We start from the raw sequence: 22,260 nt of genomic DNA on the forward strand, positions 1-22,260 counted from the left end.
ATGGGCATGCCGCTTGATTGAATAATGAACATGAGCGTTAATAGCGGGTGTGAATACCTTGCCTTAAGATATAAAAAAAGAGGCATACATGAGTTTCATGTATGCCTCTTTTGGGCCTCTATATCGAGGATATTCAATTGTCGTTGTATGCTAGACAACGCCCTGATCAATCATAGCGTCTGCGACTTTGGTAAATCCGGCAATGTTTGCGCCGTTTACGTAGTTGCGTGGGGTGCCGTAGTATTCTGCGGTATCCAGACAACGCTTGTGAATATTTTTCATGATTGTGTGCAGGCGGTTATCAACTTCTTCGCGGCTCCAGTTGAGACGCATGGAGTTCTGTGTCATTTCAAGACCAGAAACAGAAACGCCGCCAGCGTTAGCGGCTTTGCCAGGTGCGTACATAACTTTTTCCTGAAGGAATAGGTCGACACCTTCTGGTACGGTAGGCATGTTTGCACCTTCAGAAACAACAGTAACGCCGTTGGCCACCAGATTAGCAGCGTCTTTTGCGTTAATTTCGTTCTGAGTAGCACATGGGAATGCGCAGTCTGCTTTGTGATCCCACAGCGGGTTGAAGTCAGCAGTAGGGTCAACTGGTACATATACAGCTTCAGGGTATTCTTCTGCGTATTCGCTTACGCGGCCGAAGCGTACGTTTTTGAGTTCTTTGATGAATGCCAGTTTTTCCTGATCCACGCCTTTTTCATCGTAAATGTAACCTGAAGAGTCAGAGAAGGTTACAGGGATGCTGCCGAGTTCAATAAGTTTTTCCATTGCGTACTGGGCAACGTTACCGGAACCGGAAACAATGCTGCGGGTATCTTTGAGGGTGCGACCGTCAACAGCAAGCATTTCAGCAGCAAAGTATACTGCGCCGTAGCCTGTTGCTTCAGGACGGATGAGGCTGCCGCCCCAGTCCAGGCCTTTACCGGTCAATACGCCAGTAAATTCGTTACGGAGACGCTTGTACTGGCCAAAGAGGAAACCAATTTCGCGTGCGCCGACACCAATGTCACCAGCTGGAACGTCAGTGTTAGGACCGATATGACGGGAGAGCTCTGTCATGAAGCTCTGGCAAAAACGCATGATTTCCATATTGCTTTTGCCTTTAGGGTCAAAGTCGGAACCACCTTTACCGCCGCCCATAGGAAGGCTGGTAAGTGCGTTTTTAAAAACTTGTTCAAATGCAAGAAACTTGAGGATACCAAGGTTTACAGAAGGGTGGAAGCGTAAGCCTCCTTTGTAAGGACCAATGGCACTGTTCATTTCAATACGGAACCCGCGGTTAACTTGAATGTTACCGTCATCGTCGACCCATGGAACTCGGAACATAATAACTCGTTCTGGTTCAACAATACGTTCAAGAATATTTGCGCTGCGGTAATGAGGGTTTCGATCAAGGACAGGCTTGATAGATTCTATAACTTCAGTAACCGCTTGATGAAATTCACGTTCATTAGGATCTCTGCTTTTAATAAGGTCGAGAATATCCATTTCCGGACTCCTTCGGGCTGCAATAACGCGCAGCAAAAAACAAAGTTAAATTCATGTACAGATTAGTGGCGACATACTGCACTTTTTTTTGCATTGTTGGAATACAAAGGCCAAAAATATTGTGAACTGGATAAGCTTGCTTTTTATCTTACTTCATATTTACTATAAAAAGTTCTGATTCTCTTTTTAACTCCTTACAAAAATGTCAAATGAGTTCCGCCTGTTACAAGGGTGAACTGCAAGATTATAGAGAAGCATATGGTAAAAATTATAATGAATATCCTCTGGTTATTTCTTGGAGGACTACAAATGGCACTGGGATGGTTTATAGCCGGTATTATCATGATTATTTCGATTGTCGGCATTCCATGGGCGCGTTCTTGTTTTGTGATCGCTAAGTTTACTCTGTGGCCATTTGGCAAAGAAGTTGTGAACAGAGTGGATGTTACCGGTCAGCATGATATAGGAACAGGCTTTTTGGGGCTTCTTGGCAACATTATCTGGTTCATTTTTGCAGGGTTGTGGCTTGCGATTGGACACCTGTTTTTCGCGCTGGCGAACTTTATTACCATTATTGGCATTCCGTTCGGTTTCCAGCACCTCAAACTTGCCGTAATTTGTCTGGCTCCTATTGGAAAAACGGCGGCAGATGATCCGAACTCCTTGCTGAACCGTTAAAAACGGTCATTTCATTTTTTTTATGACCACTTGAATGTCTGTAAGTTTGACTTACAAGTTAAAAGGGCGAAAATCCGCGTTTCGGCTCTCTTATTACAGACGTTTTTGTGTTTATGAAAGGTGTGATTTGACATATACGTAAAAAATACAAATAGCTACGCATGTGTTGAGGGGGGATGGTGTTACGTTTATTCGTAGAGATACTGACTTTCATAGACCTTGCTTTGGATGGATAAAATCACAAGGCTGAATAAAATTGTCTGATCACTATGTCTTTTATAAGTAATGTTACAATTAATGAAATAACAGATGGTATTTGTACGAGAGTAAAGATATGGCATGTGGTTTTCTAGTCATGTGTTGAACAATGCAGTCTTTATCTTTCTCTTTTTAAAAATAAAAAAGCGACACAGGAGTTATCCTGTGTCGCTTTTTGTATATATATGTTTTGTTTTTGTGCGGTGATACTAGTGATGTACTATTGTGTCGCTTTAATTTTATTGAGCGCTTTGATGCGAGAGACTACTGGAGGGTGTGAGTAGTGTAGTGCTACATAGGCTGGGTGAGGTGTCAGGTTTGAAAGGCTGTTCACAGAAAGCTTTATTAACGCTTTTGATAGAGCTGAAGGGTTTCCTGTTGTTCTGGCAGCAAAGGCATCTGCTTCGAATTCATATTTTCGAGACTGATGTGAAGCGATAATCGTCATAATAAGAGAGAGGGGGGTGTAAAGGAAGTTAAACAACACCATACCTACAGCAATGGTGACATGTTCTATATGAAACGCAGCATAAAGCGGTTCGTACTTGAGCACCAGCGATAAGCAGAAGAATGTGATGCCTGTTGTAATAATGCTGGTGAGGAACATCCGTTTAATATGGTTAAGTTTGCAATGCCCGATTTCATGGGCGAGGACTCCAACTATTTCTTCTGTGCTCATAGTGTTCACAAGGGTATCAAACAACGCGATACGTTTCTGCTTCCCGAACCCTGTAAAGAATGCATTAGCTTTGTTGGATCGTTTGGAGCCATCAATAATAAAAATGCCGGAGATATTAAATCCGTTCTTGTGTGCAAATCCTTCAATTGCTTTACGAAGTTCTCCGTCTTCCAGTGGCGTAAACTTGTTGAAGAGTGGCATAATCCAGATTGGCGCAACATATTGCACTGCAAAGAGGAAAGCTGTTGCAAATCCCCATGCGATAAGCCACCCGAACGTGGCGAATGTCTGGAAGAACCATAAAATGCCTGCAGCAAGCGGCGCACCGAGAATAACTCCAAGCAGAATACCTTTAAGGCGATCTGTAATGAACAGTTTGGGGGTAGTGCGGTTAAAGCCGTACTTCTCTTCAATCACGAATGTTTTGTAGATAGAGAACGGGAGGGAGATAAGCATTGAGGCTAGCGAAACGATTCCGAAAAAAGCTAGTCCTTGCATGATTTGTCCATTGAAAATGGCTGCTGCCCATTCATTAAAGATATTAAAAATACCAAGTAAAAGGCAAAGCACTACTGCGATGACGTTAACAAAACCGGAAATGAAGGCCAGCTTGTCATTGTGCCGTGTGTATGCTTGAGACTTTGCATACTTTTCAGCATCTACCGCATGCTTGAAGGAGGCAGGGATCGGTTGCTTTAGTGATTGAAGGTTGAGTTTGCTTACCCATGTTTCAAGTCCCCACGCGCCGATGATGAAAAAGAGAATAAGGGCAGTTAAAAAGGTCATTGTATTACCTCAGGATAAAGATGGAGAGTTCTCCGTGTCAGGTGGTATTATTACAGTCTTAGTTATCTGTTTATAATCTACTTAGGTATAAGCACTGTGTCTTGTTTGTATACGGTATTTGTTCTGCATAGTAAAAAAGGCTGTCTTATTAATGTGTTGAATGGTGTTATCATGCTTTTTAAAATAAAATTCCTGCACGTTTTTTCAAAAAAATAGATTTTTTTTCTGATATGCTCAATTGTCGCAACTTTGCAACATGGGTGATCATATACGCATTTTTTCGAGTATTCAGAAAGCTTGGAATTTCCAAAAGTCTGAGCTTTCTGATTGATTAAACAACAGCCTTACCTACCATAAAAACAATCTTCATGTTGCAGTTTTGCAATATGTTTTGGTTTTTTCGCAAAACTCAGTAAATTTAAGGTGTTTTCTGAATAAAAGTTGTTTTTCTCTTGTCGCAAAACTGTGGTGGTTGTACAGGGGGAGGTAACCCAAATGACACGCGTTACTAACGTGAATGTATATCACAGTTTTAATGTTTACAGTCAGGGGTAGCATCATAGTACGTCGCTTCGTAGCCAGATCACAGCCTCTGAATGTGCAAGGAGAAAGTCATGATTATTGGTGTACCAAAAGAGATTAAGACTTTGGAAAATCGAGTAGCTCTTACTCCGGGTGGCGCGGCAGCGCTTGTCCGTCAAGGGCATACTGTGCTTGTAGAAACTGATGCTGGTCGCGGAAGCGGATTGTTTGATGAGGAATACATTGCTTCCGGTGCAAGCATGGTTTCTGCAGAAGAGGCTTGGGGCGCTGAAATGGTCATTAAGGTTAAAGAACCTATTGCCTCGGAATATCAGTATCTGCGAGATGGTTTGCTTCTTTTTACCTACCTCCATCTTGCTGCTGAGCGTGATTTGACTACTGCTCTTCTGGAAGGGGGAACTACTGCCGTTGCATATGAAACCGTACAGCTGGCGAATGGTGCTTTGCCGCTTCTTATGCCAATGTCTGAAGTTGCAGGACGGATGGCGACACAGGAAGGCGCTAACTTTCTTAAAAAGACAAACGGCGGACGTGGTGTCCTTCTTGGTGGGACCCCAGGAGTTGCTCCGGCACGTGTTACAGTAATTGGTGGCGGTGTGGTAGGTATGAATGCTGCTAAAATGGCGATCGGTCTTGGTGCAGACGTAACTATTCTTGATGTTAATCATCAGCGCTTACAATATCTTGATGATGTATACGGTAATCGTATTCGAACTGTTACATCGACTGAACCTAATATCCGTGAATGGGTTGCGAAGTCAGATCTGGTTGTAGGTGCTGTCCTTATTCCGGGGGCAAAAGCTCCAAGTTTGATTGTAGAAGATATGGTTAAGACCATGCAGGAAGGTTCGGTTATCGTAGACGTGGCCATTGACCAGGGTGGTTGTTGCGAAACCATTAAGCCTACCACTCACGAGGATCCTGTGTTCGATCTGCATGGTGTAGTGCATTATGGTGTTACCAATATGCCTGGCGCGGTACCACGTACTTCTACTTTTGCTCTTAGTAATCAGACCTTGCCATATGCGATTCAGCTTGCAAACAAAGGCCTAGATGCTTTGCGTGCAGACCGTGCCCTTGCGTTGGGACTTAATACTTATAAAGGTAAGCTGACATGTCCTGCCGTTGGTGAGGCATTCGAATTATTCTCCGTTTCTCCTGAAGACGTACTGTAAGTTAATATCTAAGTGCTTGCTATTTTTGATGTCCGACCTCCTTTTAGGGGTCGGACTTTTTTTTGACATTATAATATTGCTTACATTTTTGTTAAAGATAGAATGCTATTCGTGTTTACAAAGCAAGGGGTATTGCATTGGAATTATTAGGGCGAATTGTTGTAAAATGTAAAAAGCTATTTACAATTAACAAAAACGAAAAAAATTACAGCTTGTTTGATTTTTTTTATTCCATCTGCTAATACTCTCTCGGTTTGAGAACACATTTTCGTTAAACTTTCGTTCAACGAAAAAACGAAATAGTAGGAATTTTACATAGTAGCTATCGTAATCACTTTTTTAGGAGGGTTCATTTTATGAAACGTCTTATCGCCATCTTGGCAGCTGTACTTGTTTTCTCATTTTCTTCTTCTGCTTTTGCTCAGAAGCTGATTGTTGCACATGACACCAACTTCAAGCCGTTTGAATTTAAACAGAACGGTGAATACGTTGGTTTCGATATCGACATGTGGAAAGAAGTTGCGAAACGAATGAACCTTGATTACGAATTCCAGCCGATGGATTTTAACGGTATTATCCCTGGCCTTCAGGCTGGTTCCATTGATGCTGCTGTTGCAGGTATCACCATTAAACCTTCCCGTGCAGAAGTTGTAGACTTCTCCGATGGTTACTACGATTCCGGTCTTGTCATCCTTGTTCGTGCTGATAACAACGACATCAAAGACATCAACGATTTGAAAGACAAAATCGTTGCTACCAAGCTTGCTACTTCTTCTGTTGACCTTGCTCAGCAGTACGTACCTAAGAAGAATATCAAACTTTTCCCTAACAATGATAACATGTTCATGGAACTGATGACTGGCGGTGCTGATGCTGTTATCTTTGACATGCCTGTTGTTAAAGATTTCGAAGCAAAAGCAGGTCAGGGTATGGTTAAAGTAGTTGGTCCTATCTATCAGGGTCAGTCCTACGGTATCGCATTCCCTAAAGGTTCCAAGCTTGTTCCAGGCGTAAACAAAGCGCTCAAAGAAATGAAAGCTGACGGCACCTATGAAGAACTCTTTATTAAGTGGTTTGGTTACGCGCCTGCTAAGTAGTAGTAATCCTTTCTTTCATAGTATTTAAAGCATAGGGATGGCGTTGTGCCATCCCTATGTATATTTTATCCGCTAAATATTTTTAGCAAAAGTACCCCAAAGGCAGATACACTTTATGGCATTCCAGTTTAAACCAGAAGTGATGATTGACACTCTTCCTCTTCTTGTAGAAGGGCTTGAGCTGACAATTTATATCACTCTCCTTGGCCTTGCGTTTGGCTTTATGATAGGCACTGTCGCAGGCCTTGGCCGACTTTCTCTGCATAGAATTAATCGCTCTCTTGCGAGCATTTATATAGAAATTATTCGTGGTACTCCGATGATTGTTCAGGCCTTGTTCCTGTACTTTGGTGTACCGCTTGTTACCGGTGTCCGTATTAATCCTATTACAGCTGGTATTATCACTATCGCTGTTAACTCCGGTGCATACATTGCGGAAATCGTACGTGGCGCAGTGCAGTCTATCGATCAGGGACAGTTTGAGGCTGGCCGCTCTATTGGTCTTACCCGTCATCAGACAATGGTTTCCATTATCTGGCCTCAGGCATTCCGTCGAATGATTCCACCACTGGGCAACCAGTTTATTATTTCGCTTAAAGATACCTCACTTCTTACCGTTATCGGCGTAGCAGAGCTTACCCGTTCCGGTCAGGAGATTGTTGCGGTTAACTTCCGTTCCTTTGAAGTATACCTGACTGTAGCGATCGTTTACCTCTGTATGACCCTTTCTATTGCGAAAGGTTTACGTTGGTATGAGAAAAAACTGATGGCACGCAGCCGCCGCTAGGAGCACTCGATGAGCGATACATCTAATATGATTGAAATCCGTAACCTGCACAAAAGTTACGGTGACATAGAAGTTATTAAAGGCGTAGATCTTAGCGTTAAGCAGGGTGAAGTAGTTGTAATCCTCGGCCCATCCGGTTCTGGTAAATCTACTGTTCTGCGCTGCATTAACCGTCTCGAAGAAATTTCCTCAGGTTCTATCGTTGTAGACGGTTATGATCTTTACGCAAAAGAGACCGACATCAACTACGTGCGTTCCGAAGCAGGTATGGTGTTCCAGCAGTTTAACCTGTTTCCGCACCTGTCTGTTCTGCAGAACATTACAATCGGACTGATAAAAGTTCGTAAAATGGATAAAGCAGAAGCAGATAAAATTGCACTCAGCCTGCTTGAGAAAGTAGGTCTTCCGGATAAGGCAGCAGCATATCCGGATCAGCTTTCTGGTGGTCAGAAACAGCGTGTGGCAATCGCACGTTCTCTGGCAATGAACCCGAAAGTAATCCTTTTCGACGAACCTACCTCTGCACTCGATCCGGAGCTCGTAGGTGAGGTTCTCGACGTAATGAAAAATCTTGCCGACGAAGGCATGACCATGGTGGTAGTAACCCACGAAATGGGCTTCGCACGCGAAGTTGCTGACCGCGTAATCTTTATTGCTGATGGTGTGATTCAGGAAGAAGCAGCTCCAGATGAGTTCTTCTCTAACCCTAAGAATCCACGTCTTAAAGATTTTTTAGGCAAATTGTAGTTGGTGGTCTTTTTTTGTCTCCGGCGGCTTAAGAATCTCCAGAAACTTTTATTATGCGAAGAACACCCGTAGATATATTTCTCACGCGGCATTATTCCAATGACATGAAATAGCTAGAGGGCTGTCCTTCATATGAAGGGCAGCCCTTTTTTATTATTCGAAAGGTAATGGAGTGGAAGCCGCGAAGGGGTGAAAAAACGGGCTGTCCTTGCAGACAAAAGCCACGATTAAAATGTGTCGGTAGAGTCATAGAAAAGTGAATAGGTTACGTAATTGTCTAGGGAGTATTCCTCTGGTACAGGTATGGAAAGGAAGGATTCATTTTTACTGTCTGCGTTTGGCAGGCAACGTCTCTAGCTAGGATAGTTGCTCCATGAAACAGTTTCGCGCCGATTTGCATATTCATTCCCGTTTTTCCCGTGCAACCAGTAAAAAATTGACACCGCGTCACCTGGCCGCCTGGGCTGAGGTTAAGGGACTTGACGTCATTGGTACGGGCGACCTTACGCATCCAGAATGGCTGGATGAGTTGGAAGATCAGCTTGTGGAAGATAGCCAAAGCGGATTGTTTCGGCTGAAGGATGCAACAGATCTCGGTAAAGAGATACCGCGGTTTGGCGATTATTCAATGCATGGTCGGTCTCTGTTTATGTTGCAGGGGGAAATCAGTTCAATCTACAAACGGGGCGGCAAGGTGCGCAAGGTGCACAACTTAGTGTACATGCCTACGTTTGAAGCAGCTCGCAGATTCAGTAACCGCCTTGGCGAGATAGGCAACATTACGTCAGACGGTCGCCCTATCCTCGGGATGGATTCGCGTGATATTCTTGATCTCGTACTTGAAACTCATCCATTAGCCTTCCTTATTCCTGCCCACATCTGGACGCCGTGGTTCTCTCTTTTCGGCTCAAAATCTGGCTTTGACACAATAGAAGAATGTTATGGCGATTATGCCTCAGAAATTTTTGCACTTGAAACAGGTCTTTCTTCCGACCCAGAGATGAACTGGTTGTGGAGCGCGCTTGATCGCTTTGCTCTGGTTTCCAACTCGGATGCACACTCCGGTGATAAGCTCGGTCGGGAATGCAATCTGTTTGCTGGTGATATCTCATATGAAGGGATGTACCGCAGTTTGCGTGGCGAAGGGCTTGGCCACAAGTTCCTCGGTACCATGGAGTTCTTTCCAGAAGAAGGTAAGTATCACTTAGATGGTCACCGTAAATGTAACGTTGTTATGGAGCCGCGCGAAACGTTGACGCGTGATGGTGTTTGTCCTGTGTGTGGCAAACCGTTGACCGTAGGGGTTCTGCATAGAATTCTTTCGCTTGCGGACAGAGATATTCCGAAACAGCCGTCCAAAGCTGGTGATTTTAGTTCGCTGATTCCACTTCCTGAACTGATGAGTGAGGTGCTTGGCGTAGGGCCTAAGGCGAAAAAGGTTATGGATCTTTACTCTGAAACAATCCGCAAGCTCGGTTCAGAAATGGCAATTCTTCGTGATGTTCCTGAAGAGGATATTAAGAAGATACATCCTGTTCTTGCGGAAGCCGTAAGCAGAATGCGTAAAGGTGAAGTGCTTCGCCAACCGGGCTTTGATGGCGAATATGGTGTGGTCCGTGTGTTCTCTCAAAAAGAGCGTAATGAATTTAAGCACGGAAAAATGCTTATTGATGTGCCTGAAAAGGTGAGCGGACTTACATCTGAAGAAGAAGCTTCAATCACGCCTAGGTTTGAGACAGCAGTACAGCAACGTAAGGATGAGCCTGAGAGCATTACTTATAACGATGCACAACAGAAGGCCATCAAGTTTGCACCAGATCCGGTGCTTGTTATGGCAGGGCCGGGGACAGGTAAAACACGTACCCTCATCGGACGTATTGAATATTTGCTCGGTTCAGGGGTTAAGGCGCGGCAAATCCTTGCACTCACTTTTACCCGTAGAGCTGCGCAAGAACTGACAACGCGCCTCGCAGACTCTATTCAGAATAAATTATCTATTCCTCGCGCAGATACTCTGCATGGTCTTGCGTTTGAATATTGGCAGAATTCTAATTCAGATGCACCGACGTTGCTTTCTGAGGAAAGCTCAAAGCGTGTCTTTGCTGAAGCCAATGCTGAAATAAGTAAGCAGCAGTGTAAAAAAGCATGGGAAGCAATATCCCTGTGTCGCGAACGAATGGAGCCGTGTTCTGTTGAGATGCAGGATGCATTCAGTAATTACTCTAGTCTTAAAAATTCATGGAATCTTGCTGACTACACAGATCTTCTTGAGTTTTGGCTGGAGTCCTTACGTAACAATGTTTTTGTACATCCGTGGATACATGTACTTGTCGATGAAATTCAGGATTTGTCTCCGCTTCAGTTGGCAGTAGTCCGTGAGCTTGTTTCTCAGGATAAACAAAACGGCCAGGGCTTTTTTGGTATCGGTGATCCTGATCAGTCTATTTATGGATTTAGGGGCGCTCATGGCGGTGTGAAGTCGTATTTAGAAAAAGAACTTTCATCTCTGAATACTATTCAGCTGTTTGAAAATTATCGTTCTTCACAGCATATTGTAGACTACGCAAGTGCACTTATGCAGCCAGTCCGTGAGGCAAAGGCTATTGAGGCCAAAAGGTCTTTAGAAGCTGAAGTCCGAATGTTTGAAGCACCGACCTCTGAAGCAGAAGCTTCATGGATTGGTGAACAGGTTCGAGGCTTGCTCGGACAAACCAGTCATTCATTGCAGGACGGCAGGCAAGAGCGGCTTCTCGGTGGCGAGCTTTCACCCGGTGACATTGCTGTTCTTGTGCGGTTCAAAGCACTAATTCCGGTTATCAGCCAGACGCTTAACAGGCTCGGTATCCCATGCGCTGTCCCGGAGCAGGAAGCCTTTTGGGTAGACCCGCGTGTGGAGCTTATTCTTGCTGCTGCAGGACGATTTGTAGGCATTTCCAGTAAAGAAGGTGAAGAGCAGATACCATGTCCTGATGTTGTACTGGCTAAAGGACCTGAAGGTATTGCCGTGTATCTGGAGGATATACCTCCGTTTGATCGCTTATTCTGGAAGTCATCAGCTTTTAAGCAGCTTTTGAAGCACTACAAGGAACATAACGGTTGGGCTGGATTGCTTAACTGGATAAACTTGCAAACCGAGCTCGACCAAGTGCGCCAGAAAAGTGAAAAAGTGCAGATTATGTCCATGCATGCATCCAAGGGACTTGAATTCAAAGCTGTGTTTCTGCCAGCGCTTGAAGATGGTATTATGCCATATTCAGGCATGAACACCCTGACAGGAACTGCCTCCAGCATATCTGATCATTACGATATTGATGAAGAACGACGTCTGCTCTATGTTGCCATTACTCGTGCTGAGCAGCTTTTGTTCCTTAGTCATTCTTCAAAACGTATGATTTACGGTCATACCGTGCACCTTGCGCCGTCACGATTCTTGGTAGACTTGCCCGCCGAAGGGCTTATGCATTCCGCGCTTAAGGCTAAAAAGAAGCATACAGAGACGCAGCTTAGTTTGATTTAAATCATGCGGTGTGTTGGGGAGAGTTTTGTCTTCGATGGGGAAGGGCTTTGCACCTCCACCTCGCAAGAGGGAGCCTCCTTTGACCGGCTTGATGTTCTGGGTAGAGGATGCTCGTAACCGATGGGGCGCTTTACGAGCATAGATTGCATGGCGTTTTTTTCTGCCTTCAGTGTAAGCAATAAGTCTGTATAAAAATCAATTTATAAGGTTTGTTACCTCTAGTTGTGAATATGAGTCCTAAGTTTGTTGTAGTGCTCGTATCAATGGTATAACTTACGTTTGAACTGGGCATAGTATGCTACATTTATTTGCTAGGGAAAATGTCTCGTAGTGTCGTCGAACACGTCACATTCTCATTTTCAGAGACCATAACGACACGTAAGCCGGAAATATAATTTTATGGATAAAAAAAAATCGCCTGAACAGGGACAAGGTGACGGTGTTACTTTGCAGATACAGGGCGGTACCTGCCCCCCAGAGGCAACAACCTTGCAAAACTCTCGGAGGCAGATTCCTGTGACTACGGCTGCGCCTTCGTGGGTTATGCCTGGCAGCGTGTACGAAAACTGCGTGTTCCTTGAGGATAAGGTAGACGAGGTCTCATTATTGTTTTTTGAGTCTGAGTCTTGTCTTGCCTATAGCGAGGATGACTTACCGCAGAATTTGGCTGAGCTGGATTTGACGTATCACATGCATTTGCCCTTAGACTTACCATGGTCGAATGCTGAGGTTGTAGCTGACACGGTACTTCGGTTAATGGATAAAGTGGCGTTTCTTGATGTTCGGCAGGCTGTGCTGCATCCACCGCTGACAAAGGGAGAAAATGCATTTTCTGTGAAAGCGGCTCAACAGTTACTAGTAGTGCTTGCTCGCGCATGGAATAGTCATGGATTTAGCTGTAATGACTTACTAATAGAGAATATTGAAGGCGCAGATCTGATTGACCTTGCTCCTGTCATCGGGGATTTGGGACTGGGAGTGTGCATTGACATAGGGCATATCATTGCATACGGGCATGATGCGCTCCTTGGTCATAGTCATCTTTTTGATCGACTTCGTATGATTCATGTAAACGCTCCCGAGGACGTAACAACGGCTAAGGGGCGAAGTAAACATGTAGGCTTGGAGCATCTCGATGAATCCGGAAGGGATGTAGCACGCAAGGTACTACAAGCCTGTGGGCAGGAATGCACGCTTGTGTACGAGCTGTTTAATTGGAAGCATATTGAGACAACTATTCCGGTTGTTGAAGAGTTGTTTTTTGATGGAAGGGCAATAGAATGATCCGACTTATTCTTGGGGGAGACAAGTCCGGCAAGTCAGACTTTGGCTTGCAGCGGTTGTATGAAGGAAATAGTCCTTCTCTTTTGCTTGCGACTGGGCAGGCGCAGGATTTTACGTTCGGTCAGCAGATCCTGGATCATCGGCTGGCAAGAATACCAGAAATTCCTGTGAAAGAAACAGGAATAGAATTGCCCCGATTGTTAGAAAAGTCCATACTGGAGTATCAGTCAATTCTTATCGACAGTCTGGATTTTTGGGTTTTTGCATGCTGTGATCAGTGGCAGCAGGCGCAAGATGCGCTTTTGCACAGCCTTTCATTAGTGCCTGATGATGTTCAAGTTACTATTGTTTCTTGCGAAGCGGGACTAGGCCCAATTGCGGCGAGTTCTCAGGTTCGTCAATTCATTCGCAGATTAGGTGCACTCAATCAGGCTGTTGCAGCGGTAAGTGATGAAGTCTGTCTCATGATAGCGGGCATTCCGCTCTATGTAAAAAAGGCGTAACATGTCGTATTTTCGTAATGTAAAACCGCAGATCGAACAGCTTCAGGAAATGTTCTCCCGTAATGAGCGCTGGCTTATTACGATCAATGCAGATCCGGATGCTATGGGGTCTGCTCTTGCGCTTAAACGTATCATGAGTCACAGGGTCGCGGATGTGGATATTGCTCGTGTTAATGAGATTACACGTCCGGATAACCTTGCGATGGTTCGCTTGTTGCGTATTCCTATGGTTAAATTAACCCCGCAGGTTACAGCGCAGTACGACAAGTTTGCGATTGTAGACTCACAGCCGCATCATCATCCGCTGTTTAGCGAACTGGATTACTCGATTGTTATTGATCACCATCCGATTAATAATGATTACCCTGTAAAATCTGATTTTTACGAAATTCTCCCCGGGTACGGCTCAAACAGCACCATCCTTACAGAATACCTTTATCAGATGAAAATTCGTCCGGGTAAGTTGCTGGCAACAGCACTCATGTACGGCATTAAAACTGATACAAATGACTTTGAGCGAAATTTTCACGAAGTCGACCTTCGCGCATTCAAGTACTTGAGTAAATTTGCAAACCACCAATTGTTATCCCGTATTGCCCGAAGTGAAATGCATTACGATTGGTTGGAATATTTCTCCCGCGCCATTACCGGAATGCATAAGGTTGGTTCCGGTCGGTACGCGTTTGTAGGCATGGTGGATAATCCAGATTCTCTTGTTGTGATTGCAGACTTCTTCATGCGTGTACACGAAATGCGTTGGGTTGCTGTGTGTGGCGTCTATGAGGATAAGGCTGTTATTATTTTCCGTGGTGATGGTGTGAACCGTGATTTAGGGAAGTTTGCTTACTGCCAGTTTAATGACGTAGGCTCTGCGGGTGGTCATAAAGCATTGGCTCGTGCAGAGATTCCTATTGAAGAACTGGACGGTAAGGATGTGGAGATGTTTGTGTTTAAGCGCCTTGTTTCTCCTACCCGCAATCGCGTAATCAAATGCGTAAAACCTTCTGATGAGGAGCCTGAAAACGTCTGTGTGGAATAATTTTGTGTGCATCTTCTACCAGTAAAGAGTGCTATGACGCTGTTCTTGCATTCTTAAAGAACTAAAAGTAGACTCATTGGCTTCGTTCTTATTTACTGGGAGAATTGATCATGCCGCACAAAGGCCCACATATTTCTATAGGTTCCGAGTTTCTTGTCCATAGGGTGTTGCGGATTGATCTTGATGAATTTGAAGATTGGCCGGAAGCCGTTCGTGAGTTAGCTATTGCGCTTGCTGAAGAACTCTTCCTTGTCCGTTACAACCCGTTTATCGACGCAGAAACTGTTCGCACAAGTGTAACTAAGCGTTTTGATAGAGCAGAACCTGCTCTTGCACATCATTACGCCAACACATTGAGTGAAGGTATCACCATGTTCTGGAGTGCCTATGAGGCAGATATGGCATTCCGGAGTGAACTGGTACGTCGACTTGGACAGATCATTCCAAAAAACAATATTGATCTGCGTCCTGCATCGCTAGTGGAGTGTTCCACAGACGCAACTGACTTGCGTATGGAACTTCCGCTGCTCGTTGTTGCGCCTTCTGCAACTGAGCAAGTAAGCGCTATTGTGCGCCTTGCGAATGAAATGAAATTTGCGCTCATTCCGCGTGGCGGTGCTTCCGGTTGTACCGGTGGTGCTATTCCGGCACGCAAACGTACTGTTGTGATGAGCTTGCAGAAGTTGAGCGCTATCAAATCTGTCAACAAGAAAGATATGACTCTTACCACTGAGGCTGGCGTTATCACCATTGACGCCATCAACGCCGCAGATAAAGGAGGAATGCTCTTTACTGTTGACCCAGCATCCAAGACTGCTTCCACTATCGGCGGGAACGTGTCGGAAAACTCCGGCGGTCCTTTTGCCTTTGAATACGGAACAACTCTCGACAACATTCTTAGCTACACCATGGTTACGCCTACAGGCGAAATCATCAATGTTGAGCGCGTTAATCATCCACGCCATAAGATTATGGAAGATGAGACCGCTGTATTCGAGGTAAAAGATGTATCCGGCGGTGTTCGTACTGTTATTTCTCTTCGCGGTGATCAAATCCGCAAAGCAGGTCTTGGTAAGGACGTTACAAACAAGTTCCTCGGCGGTCTGCCGGGTGTGCAGAAAGAAGGCACTGATGGAATCATCACTGAGGCAACCTTCATCTGTTACCCGAAACAGAAATATGACCGTGTGCTTGTACTGGAGTTCTTTGGACGCTCCATGCACAACGCAATGCTTGTGATTAAGGACATTGTTGCCTTACGTGATACCATTCGCAAGCAGGGTGATCTTGTAAAAATCTCTGCATTGGAAGAGTTTGGCGTTAAATATGTTGAAGCAATTGAATACTGCACAAAATCTGCAAAATATAACGAACGCCCGATTTCAGTTCTGATTGTTGAGTTGAACTCTAACGATGTGCTTGCTCTGGATAAGAGTGTTCAGGATATCGTGGAAATCTGTACTCCGTACGAAGGGGTGGATGTATTTGTTGCACAGGATGCAGCTGAAGCAGAGCTCTTCTGGGAAGACAGACACAAACTGTCCGCTATTGCACGTCGTACTTCCGGTTTTAAAATCAACGAAGATATCGTTATTCCGATTGATGTGATTCCAGAGTTCTCTGACTTTATTGAACACTTGAACCAGCGCTGCATGGGTAGAGCTTTCCGTACCGCTCTTGGGGAGAGCGGTCGTTTGAGCGGTATGCCGCTTGAAGATAAAGAGCTCAACCGTGCGTTTACTTTTGCATCCAAGGTTGCAAAAGGTGATGTGCCGATTTCCGAGCTTTCTGATCAGGAAATGCTTGAGCATGCTCTGGCGTATTTTGAAAAAGCCCAGGAACGCTACCCGAATCAGCGTCGCAATCTTAAAAAGATTGTTGATGAGATGCTCGCAACCCGCATCATCGTTGCAAACCACATGCATGCCGGTGACGGTAACTGTCATGTGAACATTCCTGTAGACTCCAACAACCCTGTCATGCTGCATCATGCAGAAGAAGTGGCAGAGGAAGTTATGGCGAAAGCGCAGGAGATGAACGGTGAGGTTACTGGCGAGCACGGCATAGGTATTACAAAAATTAAATTCCTTGCAGCGGAGAAAATGGAAGAGTTGACCCTGTTTAAACGTAGAGTTGACCCGCTTTCCATTCTGAACCCTGCAAAACTTACTCAGCGTGATACTCCGGTTAAGCCGTTTACATTCTCATTTAACCGCTTAATCCGCGATATTCAGGCATCCGGTCTGCCGGAAAAAGAACGTCTCATTAATCTGCTTGCTAACGTACAGGTATGTACCCGTTGCGGTAAATGTAAGCAGGTATGTCCGATGTTCTACCCGCATGGTGACTTGTTGTACCATCCGCGAAATAAAAACCTGAGCCTCGGTGCATTGCTGGAAGCAGTATATTATTCTCAGGTGAACAAAGGTAAGCCGGATGACAACCTTATGGCGCAGTTACGTAAGCTCATGGAGCATTGTACAGGCTGCGGCAAATGTATGTCTGTATGTCCTGTGAAGATTGATTCTTCCAAGGTTGCATTGGAACTTCGTGCTTTTGTGGAAGATGAAGGCGCAGGCGGACATCCGATTAAATCCAAGGTGCTCGACTACCTTGTGTCAGACGTTGCGAACCGTGTTCCGCGTGCTGCAAAATTGGCTTCTATGGGGCAGCGCGTGCAGAATAAAATGCTGCGTCTTATTCCAAGTTCATTGCGCTCCGGTATTAACAACCCTTTGTTCTCAGGGCTTGGCCCTGAAGTAGGGTACCGTGGCCTTAATGAGGCTATTCGTCTGGACAAAGGCTCAATCTTTATTCCTGATAATGTACAGGACAAGAAAGAGCTGGAAGCAGTATTTTACTTCCCAGGATGTGGTGGTTCCCTCTTTTATAGGAATATCGGCCTTGCTGCGTTGATGTTGATGCTTAAATCTGGCGTGGCTGTCATTATGCCTCCGCGTCATATGTGCTGCGGATACCCGTTGCTGGCTGCCGGTAAGGACGAAGAGTACAAGAAGAACCGTGCTGCTAACATTGAAGAAATGAAAGCGTTTCTTGCGGATGCTGTACGCGCGGGACTTAAGATTACGCATACCATTACCGCCTGTGGTTCCTGTCGTGAAGGCCTTGAATCATATGATCTTGCTGAAGCGTTGAATCTCAAGCTTGAGCATAAGGATGCAGTACAGTTCCTTATCGAACGTATGGGCAAAGATGCGTTGAAAGACGCAGCCACAGGAAAATCAGTGCTGTACCATCCATCCTGTCACGCAGAGTGGACAGGTGTTCATAAGAAAAAAGCCGCAGGAGTCTATGCAAAAGCATTGGGCGAGCTGTGCGGTGCAGATGTTACTGTGAATCCAGGTTGCTGTGGTGAATCGGGCATGGGTGCTTTGACCAGTCCGGACATTTACAACAAGCTGCGTGCGAAAAAGGAAGCGTCGTTAACGCATGTGCTGCCAACTCTGACAGATGATACTCCTGTTGTTGTAGGGTGTCCGTCCTGTAAGGTTGGTATCTCGCGTATATTCCTTAACCTGCATGAAAAACGGTCTGTTCTTCATACGGTTGAATACATCGCTGAAGCACTTTACGGTGCAGATTGGAAAAAATACATAAAACGCATTGCTGTTGAGTCTGTTCAGAAGGATTCGAAGCGAATTGTAGATACAGAAAGTCTTTAATGACGTTGGCTCCCCTTCTGAACTTGTTTATATTCAGAAGGGGAGCTTTGCGTACTAAGGACAAAAGAATATTTCATGAAGTATATTGCTATAGACTACGGAACAAAGCGGACGGGACTTGCTGCCAGTGACACTGGGGGCAACATGGCATTTCCGCGGACAACACTGGTTATGAAAACCCGCGATAAGTTTTTCGCGGAGCTGTTGGCGTTTATCGAAAAGGAAGAACCTGTTGCAATTGTTGTGGGGATGCCTAAGTCCCTCGACGGTGAAGAAACGCTTATGTCCCGTCAGGTTCGCAATTTCCTTGCGCGACTGCGTCGACGTTGCGAGCTGCCGATTTTTATCATCGAAGAGGCTCTTAGCTCGTTTGAGGCAGAGCTTGAATTGCGTGATGCCGGATTAAAAGGCCACGAGATTGATAAAGTGGTTGATCAGCAGGCTGCAGTGCGTATCTTAGAATCATTCCTGCATTTGGATGAAGAACACAGACAATCTTACGATTAGCAGTTTCTTATGGGTACATTTACTAAAATATGTAGCGCGTTGCTGGTACTGGTAGTACTTGCGGCTGGCGGTGCCTGGTTTGCGTTTGAAACGTATACTCGTTCTCCGATGCAGAAGGAGTTACATGAAATTCCTTTGGTGGTTCCTGAAGGGGCTTCCTTTAGTCAGGTCATTGATGACATGGCTCGCCAAGGTGCTGTTACCTACCCTTATGCATTCCGTTTGTTGGTTCGTATCCGCAAGCAGCAGCATAATCTGAAGGCCGGGGAGTATCTTCTTAATACTGGCTGGACTCCAGAGCGTCTGCTTCAGGAGCTCGTAACCGGTAAAGGTGTTCTTTATACTCTGTCTTTTCAGGAAGGACTTCCCTGGTGGCTTGTTGCTCAAAAAATAGAACAACAAGGGTTTGCCAAAGCGGAAGATTTCTCCAGTGTTATTCATGACCCAGAGTTTCTGAGAAAGCATAATATTCCTTTTTCAGATGCAGAGGGGTTCCTGTTTCCTGAAACCTACAAGTTGAACAAGCCGAGAGTGTTGAACAAAGCCTCAGCCGAAAAAGTAGCGTCCATGCTTGTGCATATGTTTTGGCAGAAGACTGCTATGTTGTGGGGAGAAGCTAAGCCAGGTCCTGAACATATAAAGAAGCTTATTATCTTAGCATCGCTTGTTGAAAAGGAAACCGGTATTCCTGAAGAGCGTGACGTTGTTGCAGGCGTGTATGCAAACCGTCTTGAGAAGGGGATGCGCATGCAGGCTGACCCGACTATCATATATGGTCTGGGTAAATATTTTGACGGCAACATTCGTCGCTCCGACATTCGTAATAAAGAGAATATGTATAATACCTATCAGCACAGAGGGTTGCCCCCAGGGCCTATTTGTTCTCCTGGTCTTGAAGCAATTAAGGCTGCGAATACACCTGCAAAACACGATTACCTGTATTTTGTCTCACGAGGAGACGGATCTCATAAGTTTAGCAAGACATTGAAAGAGCACAATAAAGCTGTTCGTAAGTTTCAGCTTCGTAGAAATAAATAGCATTGCGTCACAAGTCGACATAATAGGTCATTGCTTTTGATGATATTTTTTGTGCAAAAAAGACAGGGAGTCAGTAACTCTCTGTCTTTTTTTATGATTATGATAAAAAAATCTGTATGTTAGAGTCTTGTAATATCAGGGTGTTAATAAAACAGGTAAATTTTCTTATTAGGAACAGTTATTAATAGCTTGATTATTTCTTTTCAACTGCGTATATCTTTTTTCAACGAAGGGCAGGAACAAGTAAATGCCTGCTAATCGCGTTGAACTGATACTATTTTAAGTGTATATTGACGCTGCATTCTAATTTCTGGTTATTGGAAAGATTTTTACTCTGAATTTTAATAATACAATGTCGATCAGGAGGCCCCGATGCCAAATCGTCTCGAAGTTTACAAATGTGAGCACTGCGGAAATATGGTTGAAATTCTTGTAGGTGGCGGCCCGGCTTTGGTTTGCTGTGGTGAAGATATGGTTTTGCAGGTTGAAGGTACTGTTGACGCAGCACGCGAAAAACATGTTCCAGTTATCGAAAAAACCGCGAACGGCTACCTTGTGAAAGTCGGTGAAGTTGCTCACCCTATGATTGACACTCATTGGATTCAGTGGATCGAACTTGTCGCAGACGGCGTAAGCTACACAAAGTTCCTCAATCCTGGCGATGCTCCAGAGGCAGAGTTCTGTATTCAGGCAGAAACAGTTACTGCTCGTGAGTACTGTAACCTCCATGGTCATTGGAAAGCAGAAGCGTAATTAGCAGGAGAAGAACGATGGAAAAATACGTATGCGTAATTTGTGGTTATGAGTACGATCCTGCTGAAGGTGACCCGGAGAATGGCGTTGAGCCGGGTACTAAGTTCAAAGATATCCCTGAAGATTGGGTTTGTCCGGTTTGCGGGGCTCCAAAGAGCGAATTCGAACCAGCTTAAGTAAGTAAGTAAGCCCCCCTCAGCTGGAGGGGGGCTTTTTCGTGAATGTATATCGCTTATTCTGTACAGGCAATGGAGGGCGTGCTATCGGATTTTTGGCTATAGCTCCAGTATGTTACGTTGCCTGTGGCGAATAACAATCGCGTGTTAACTGCTCCTCAGAGGGAAAGCAGTTATAACAAGGTATGGACCTATGCGCGTGAAAGCGTGAACCGCATCGTCGGTTGCTCTGAACAGCTAAAAATTTCTCCCTAAGACCCTTTTGCGCTAAGCTAGGGTAAGCAATAAGGAAAACATGATGCATCCTGTTGAAATTAAAAAAGACGTATTTTGGGTAGGTGCTGTTGATTATACAAGCCGTGACTTCCACGGTTACTCTCTTTCTCCACAGGGCACCACATACAATACTTATCTCATCAAAGATGAAAAAACTGTTCTTTTTGATACTGTTAAGAGCAACTTTCTTGAAACTATGCTTTGTCGTATATCCAATGTGACTGAGCTGGAGAAAGTTGACTACATTGTTTGTAACCATCTTGAGCCAGACCACTCCGGTTGTCTTCCTAAGCTTGTAGAACTTTGCAAGCCGGAAAAAATTTTCTGTTCACCACTCGGTAAGCGTTCCATGCAAGCGCACTACAATACTGAAGGTTGGCCAATTGAAGTTGTAAAAACAGGTGATTCCATCAATATCGGTTCTCGTGATATTCAGTTCATCGAAACTCGTATGCTGCACTGGCCAGATTCCATGGTGTCTTATATCCCGCAGGATAAGCTTCTTATTTGTAACGATATCTTCGGTCAGAACATTTCCAGCACTGAGCGTTTTGTAGACGAAGTAGATCGCGCTGTTGTTGAATACGACATGGTTGAGTACTACCACAATATCGTGCTTCCATTCTCTCCATTAGTACTCAAAACTCTCGATGCAATTGCAGAAATGGGTATTGAAATCGACATGCTCGCACCAGACCACGGTCTTATTTTCCGTGGTAAAGAAGATATTCAGTGGTGCCTTGATAAATACCGTGAATTTGCAGAGCAGGCATGGAAAAAACGTGCTGTCATCATCTACGATACCATGTGGCATTCCACTGAGAAAATGGCTTACGCTGTTGCTGAAGGCTTTGAGAGCGAAGGTGTACCAGTACGCATCATGTCTCTTAAATCTGACCACCATAGCGCAGTTATGACAGAGCTTGGTCGAGCATCTGCTATTGTGTTCGGTTCTCCGACCCATAATAACGGTATCCTGCCAGAAGTTGCTAAAATGCTTACCTACATGAAAGGCCTTCGTCCTCAGAATCGTATCGGTGGCGCCTTCGGTTCCTTTGGTTGGTCCGGTGAGTGCGTAAAGTCTCTTACTGAAAGTCTTGTCGATATGGGCTTTGAAATGCCTGTTGATGGCGTGAAAAACCAGTTTGTACCAACTCACGACTCATACAAAAAATGCTACGAAATGGGTGTTGAGCTTGCTAAAGCACTCAAAGAGAAGTGTGGTGAATAGACTGTT

At 44.8% G+C, this 22,260-nt stretch carries 17 protein-coding genes; 15 read left to right on the forward strand and 2 right to left on the reverse strand.

Features of this window, described 5'->3' with window-relative positions; all coding sequences use genetic code 11:
• Window positions 1-150: 150 nt before the first annotated feature.
• Window positions 151-1,497, reverse strand: a complete 1,347-nt coding sequence (gene gdhA / locus BUR09_RS04825) for an NADP-specific glutamate dehydrogenase (protein WP_074215834.1) — start codon at window positions 1,495-1,497, stop codon at window positions 151-153.
• 258 nt (window positions 1,498-1,755) lie between these two features.
• On the opposite strand from gdhA, the gene BUR09_RS04830 reads away from it, so the two are divergent.
• Window positions 1,756-2,175: a YccF domain-containing protein gene (locus BUR09_RS04830; RefSeq protein WP_074215835.1), complete on the forward strand. Its 420-nt coding sequence runs from the start codon at window positions 1,756-1,758 to the stop codon at window positions 2,173-2,175.
• Between the two features lie 478 nt (window positions 2,176-2,653).
• Here the strand turns inward: BUR09_RS04830 and BUR09_RS04835 are convergent, their stop codons facing one another.
• Window positions 2,654-3,898: a M48 family metallopeptidase gene (locus BUR09_RS04835; RefSeq protein WP_074215836.1), complete on the reverse strand. Its 1,245-nt coding sequence runs from the start codon at window positions 3,896-3,898 to the stop codon at window positions 2,654-2,656.
• A 614-nt stretch (window positions 3,899-4,512) separates the two neighbouring features.
• Between BUR09_RS04835 and ald the strand changes: the two genes are divergently transcribed.
• From ald to BUR09_RS04905, 14 genes are all read left to right on the forward strand, one after another.
• Window positions 4,513-5,616: an alanine dehydrogenase gene (ald, locus tag BUR09_RS04840; RefSeq protein ID WP_074215837.1), complete on the forward strand. Its 1,104-nt coding sequence runs from the start codon at window positions 4,513-4,515 to the stop codon at window positions 5,614-5,616.
• A 356-nt stretch (window positions 5,617-5,972) separates the two neighbouring features.
• Complete coding sequence (glnH, locus tag BUR09_RS04845) at window positions 5,973-6,713, forward strand: glutamine ABC transporter substrate-binding protein GlnH (RefSeq protein ID WP_074215838.1); 741 nt, start codon at window positions 5,973-5,975, stop codon at window positions 6,711-6,713.
• 115 nt (window positions 6,714-6,828) lie between these two features.
• Entirely contained in the window at window positions 6,829-7,500 is a 672-nt protein-coding gene (locus BUR09_RS04850) for an amino acid ABC transporter permease (RefSeq protein WP_074215839.1), read from the forward strand.
• A gap of 9 nt (window positions 7,501-7,509) precedes the next feature.
• Window positions 7,510-8,247, forward strand: coding sequence for an amino acid ABC transporter ATP-binding protein (locus tag BUR09_RS04855; RefSeq protein ID WP_074215840.1), 738 nt, complete (start codon window positions 7,510-7,512; stop codon window positions 8,245-8,247).
• Between the two features lie 373 nt (window positions 8,248-8,620).
• Window positions 8,621-11,764 carry a UvrD-helicase domain-containing protein gene (locus tag BUR09_RS04860; protein WP_074215841.1) on the forward strand — a complete coding sequence of 1,048 codons (3,144 nt, stop codon included), beginning with the start codon at window positions 8,621-8,623 and terminating at the stop codon, window positions 11,762-11,764.
• Between the two features lie 399 nt (window positions 11,765-12,163).
• Window positions 12,164-13,048, forward strand: coding sequence for a cobamide remodeling phosphodiesterase CbiR (gene cbiR / locus BUR09_RS04865; protein ID WP_084539341.1), 885 nt, complete (start codon window positions 12,164-12,166; stop codon window positions 13,046-13,048).
• Window positions 13,045-13,551, forward strand: a complete 507-nt coding sequence (locus BUR09_RS04870; RefSeq protein WP_074215842.1) for a bifunctional adenosylcobinamide kinase/adenosylcobinamide-phosphate guanylyltransferase — start codon at window positions 13,045-13,047, stop codon at window positions 13,549-13,551. The genes cbiR and BUR09_RS04870 overlap by 4 nt, the downstream gene beginning before the upstream one ends.
• A 1-nt stretch (window position 13,552) precedes the next feature.
• A complete protein-coding gene (locus BUR09_RS04875; protein WP_074215843.1) occupies window positions 13,553-14,590 on the forward strand; it encodes a DHH family phosphoesterase in 1,038 nt (345 codons plus the stop codon).
• Between the two features lie 110 nt (window positions 14,591-14,700).
• Window positions 14,701-18,273 carry an FAD-binding and (Fe-S)-binding domain-containing protein gene (locus tag BUR09_RS04880; protein WP_074215844.1) on the forward strand — a complete coding sequence of 1,191 codons (3,573 nt, stop codon included), beginning with the start codon at window positions 14,701-14,703 and terminating at the stop codon, window positions 18,271-18,273.
• 75 nt (window positions 18,274-18,348) lie between these two features.
• The gene (ruvX, locus tag BUR09_RS04885; RefSeq protein ID WP_074215845.1) at window positions 18,349-18,780 is read left to right on the forward strand and encodes a Holliday junction resolvase RuvX; all 432 of its coding nucleotides are present in this window, start codon (window positions 18,349-18,351) and stop codon (window positions 18,778-18,780) included.
• A 9-nt stretch (window positions 18,781-18,789) separates the two neighbouring features.
• Complete coding sequence (gene mltG / locus BUR09_RS04890; RefSeq protein ID WP_074215846.1) at window positions 18,790-19,818, forward strand: endolytic transglycosylase MltG; 1,029 nt, start codon at window positions 18,790-18,792, stop codon at window positions 19,816-19,818.
• Window positions 19,819-20,190: 372 nt separating this feature from the next.
• Window positions 20,191-20,571 carry a desulfoferrodoxin gene (locus BUR09_RS04895; RefSeq protein WP_074215847.1) on the forward strand — a complete coding sequence of 127 codons (381 nt, stop codon included), beginning with the start codon at window positions 20,191-20,193 and terminating at the stop codon, window positions 20,569-20,571.
• Between the two features lie 17 nt (window positions 20,572-20,588).
• The gene (gene rd / locus BUR09_RS04900; protein WP_074215848.1) at window positions 20,589-20,747 is read left to right on the forward strand and encodes a rubredoxin; all 159 of its coding nucleotides are present in this window, start codon (window positions 20,589-20,591) and stop codon (window positions 20,745-20,747) included.
• A gap of 298 nt (window positions 20,748-21,045) precedes the next feature.
• Window positions 21,046-22,254, forward strand: a complete 1,209-nt coding sequence (locus tag BUR09_RS04905; RefSeq protein WP_074215849.1) for an FprA family A-type flavoprotein — start codon at window positions 21,046-21,048, stop codon at window positions 22,252-22,254.
• Window positions 22,255-22,260: the final 6 nt, after the last annotated feature.

The sequence above is a fragment of the Halodesulfovibrio marinisediminis DSM 17456 genome (genome assembly GCF_900129975.1).
Taxonomy (GTDB): domain Bacteria; phylum Desulfobacterota; class Desulfovibrionia; order Desulfovibrionales; family Desulfovibrionaceae; genus Halodesulfovibrio; species Halodesulfovibrio marinisediminis.

Excerpts from the sequence above, each read along its gene's own strand:
- gdhA (WP_074215834.1), bottom strand. The coding sequence starts at position 1,497 with ATGGATATTCTCGACCTTATTAAAAGCAGAGATCCTAATGAACGTGAA.
- BUR09_RS04830 (WP_074215835.1), top strand. The coding sequence starts at position 1,756 with ATGGTAAAAATTATAATGAATATCCTCTGGTTATTTCTTGGAGGACTA.
- BUR09_RS04835 (WP_074215836.1), bottom strand. The coding sequence starts at position 3,898 with ATGACCTTTTTAACTGCCCTTATTCTCTTTTTCATCATCGGCGCGTGG.
- ald (WP_074215837.1), top strand. The coding sequence starts at position 4,513 with ATGATTATTGGTGTACCAAAAGAGATTAAGACTTTGGAAAATCGAGTA.
- glnH (WP_074215838.1), top strand. The coding sequence starts at position 5,973 with ATGAAACGTCTTATCGCCATCTTGGCAGCTGTACTTGTTTTCTCATTT.
- BUR09_RS04850 (WP_074215839.1), top strand. The coding sequence starts at position 6,829 with ATGGCATTCCAGTTTAAACCAGAAGTGATGATTGACACTCTTCCTCTT.
- BUR09_RS04855 (WP_074215840.1), top strand. The coding sequence starts at position 7,510 with ATGAGCGATACATCTAATATGATTGAAATCCGTAACCTGCACAAAAGT.
- BUR09_RS04860 (WP_074215841.1), top strand. The coding sequence starts at position 8,621 with ATGAAACAGTTTCGCGCCGATTTGCATATTCATTCCCGTTTTTCCCGT.
- cbiR (WP_084539341.1), top strand. The coding sequence starts at position 12,164 with ATGGATAAAAAAAAATCGCCTGAACAGGGACAAGGTGACGGTGTTACT.
- BUR09_RS04870 (WP_074215842.1), top strand. The coding sequence starts at position 13,045 with ATGATCCGACTTATTCTTGGGGGAGACAAGTCCGGCAAGTCAGACTTT.
- BUR09_RS04875 (WP_074215843.1), top strand. The coding sequence starts at position 13,553 with ATGTCGTATTTTCGTAATGTAAAACCGCAGATCGAACAGCTTCAGGAA.
- BUR09_RS04880 (WP_074215844.1), top strand. The coding sequence starts at position 14,701 with ATGCCGCACAAAGGCCCACATATTTCTATAGGTTCCGAGTTTCTTGTC.
- ruvX (WP_074215845.1), top strand. The coding sequence starts at position 18,349 with ATGAAGTATATTGCTATAGACTACGGAACAAAGCGGACGGGACTTGCT.
- mltG (WP_074215846.1), top strand. The coding sequence starts at position 18,790 with ATGGGTACATTTACTAAAATATGTAGCGCGTTGCTGGTACTGGTAGTA.
- BUR09_RS04895 (WP_074215847.1), top strand. The coding sequence starts at position 20,191 with ATGCCAAATCGTCTCGAAGTTTACAAATGTGAGCACTGCGGAAATATG.
- rd (WP_074215848.1), top strand. The coding sequence starts at position 20,589 with ATGGAAAAATACGTATGCGTAATTTGTGGTTATGAGTACGATCCTGCT.
- BUR09_RS04905 (WP_074215849.1), top strand. The coding sequence starts at position 21,046 with ATGCATCCTGTTGAAATTAAAAAAGACGTATTTTGGGTAGGTGCTGTT.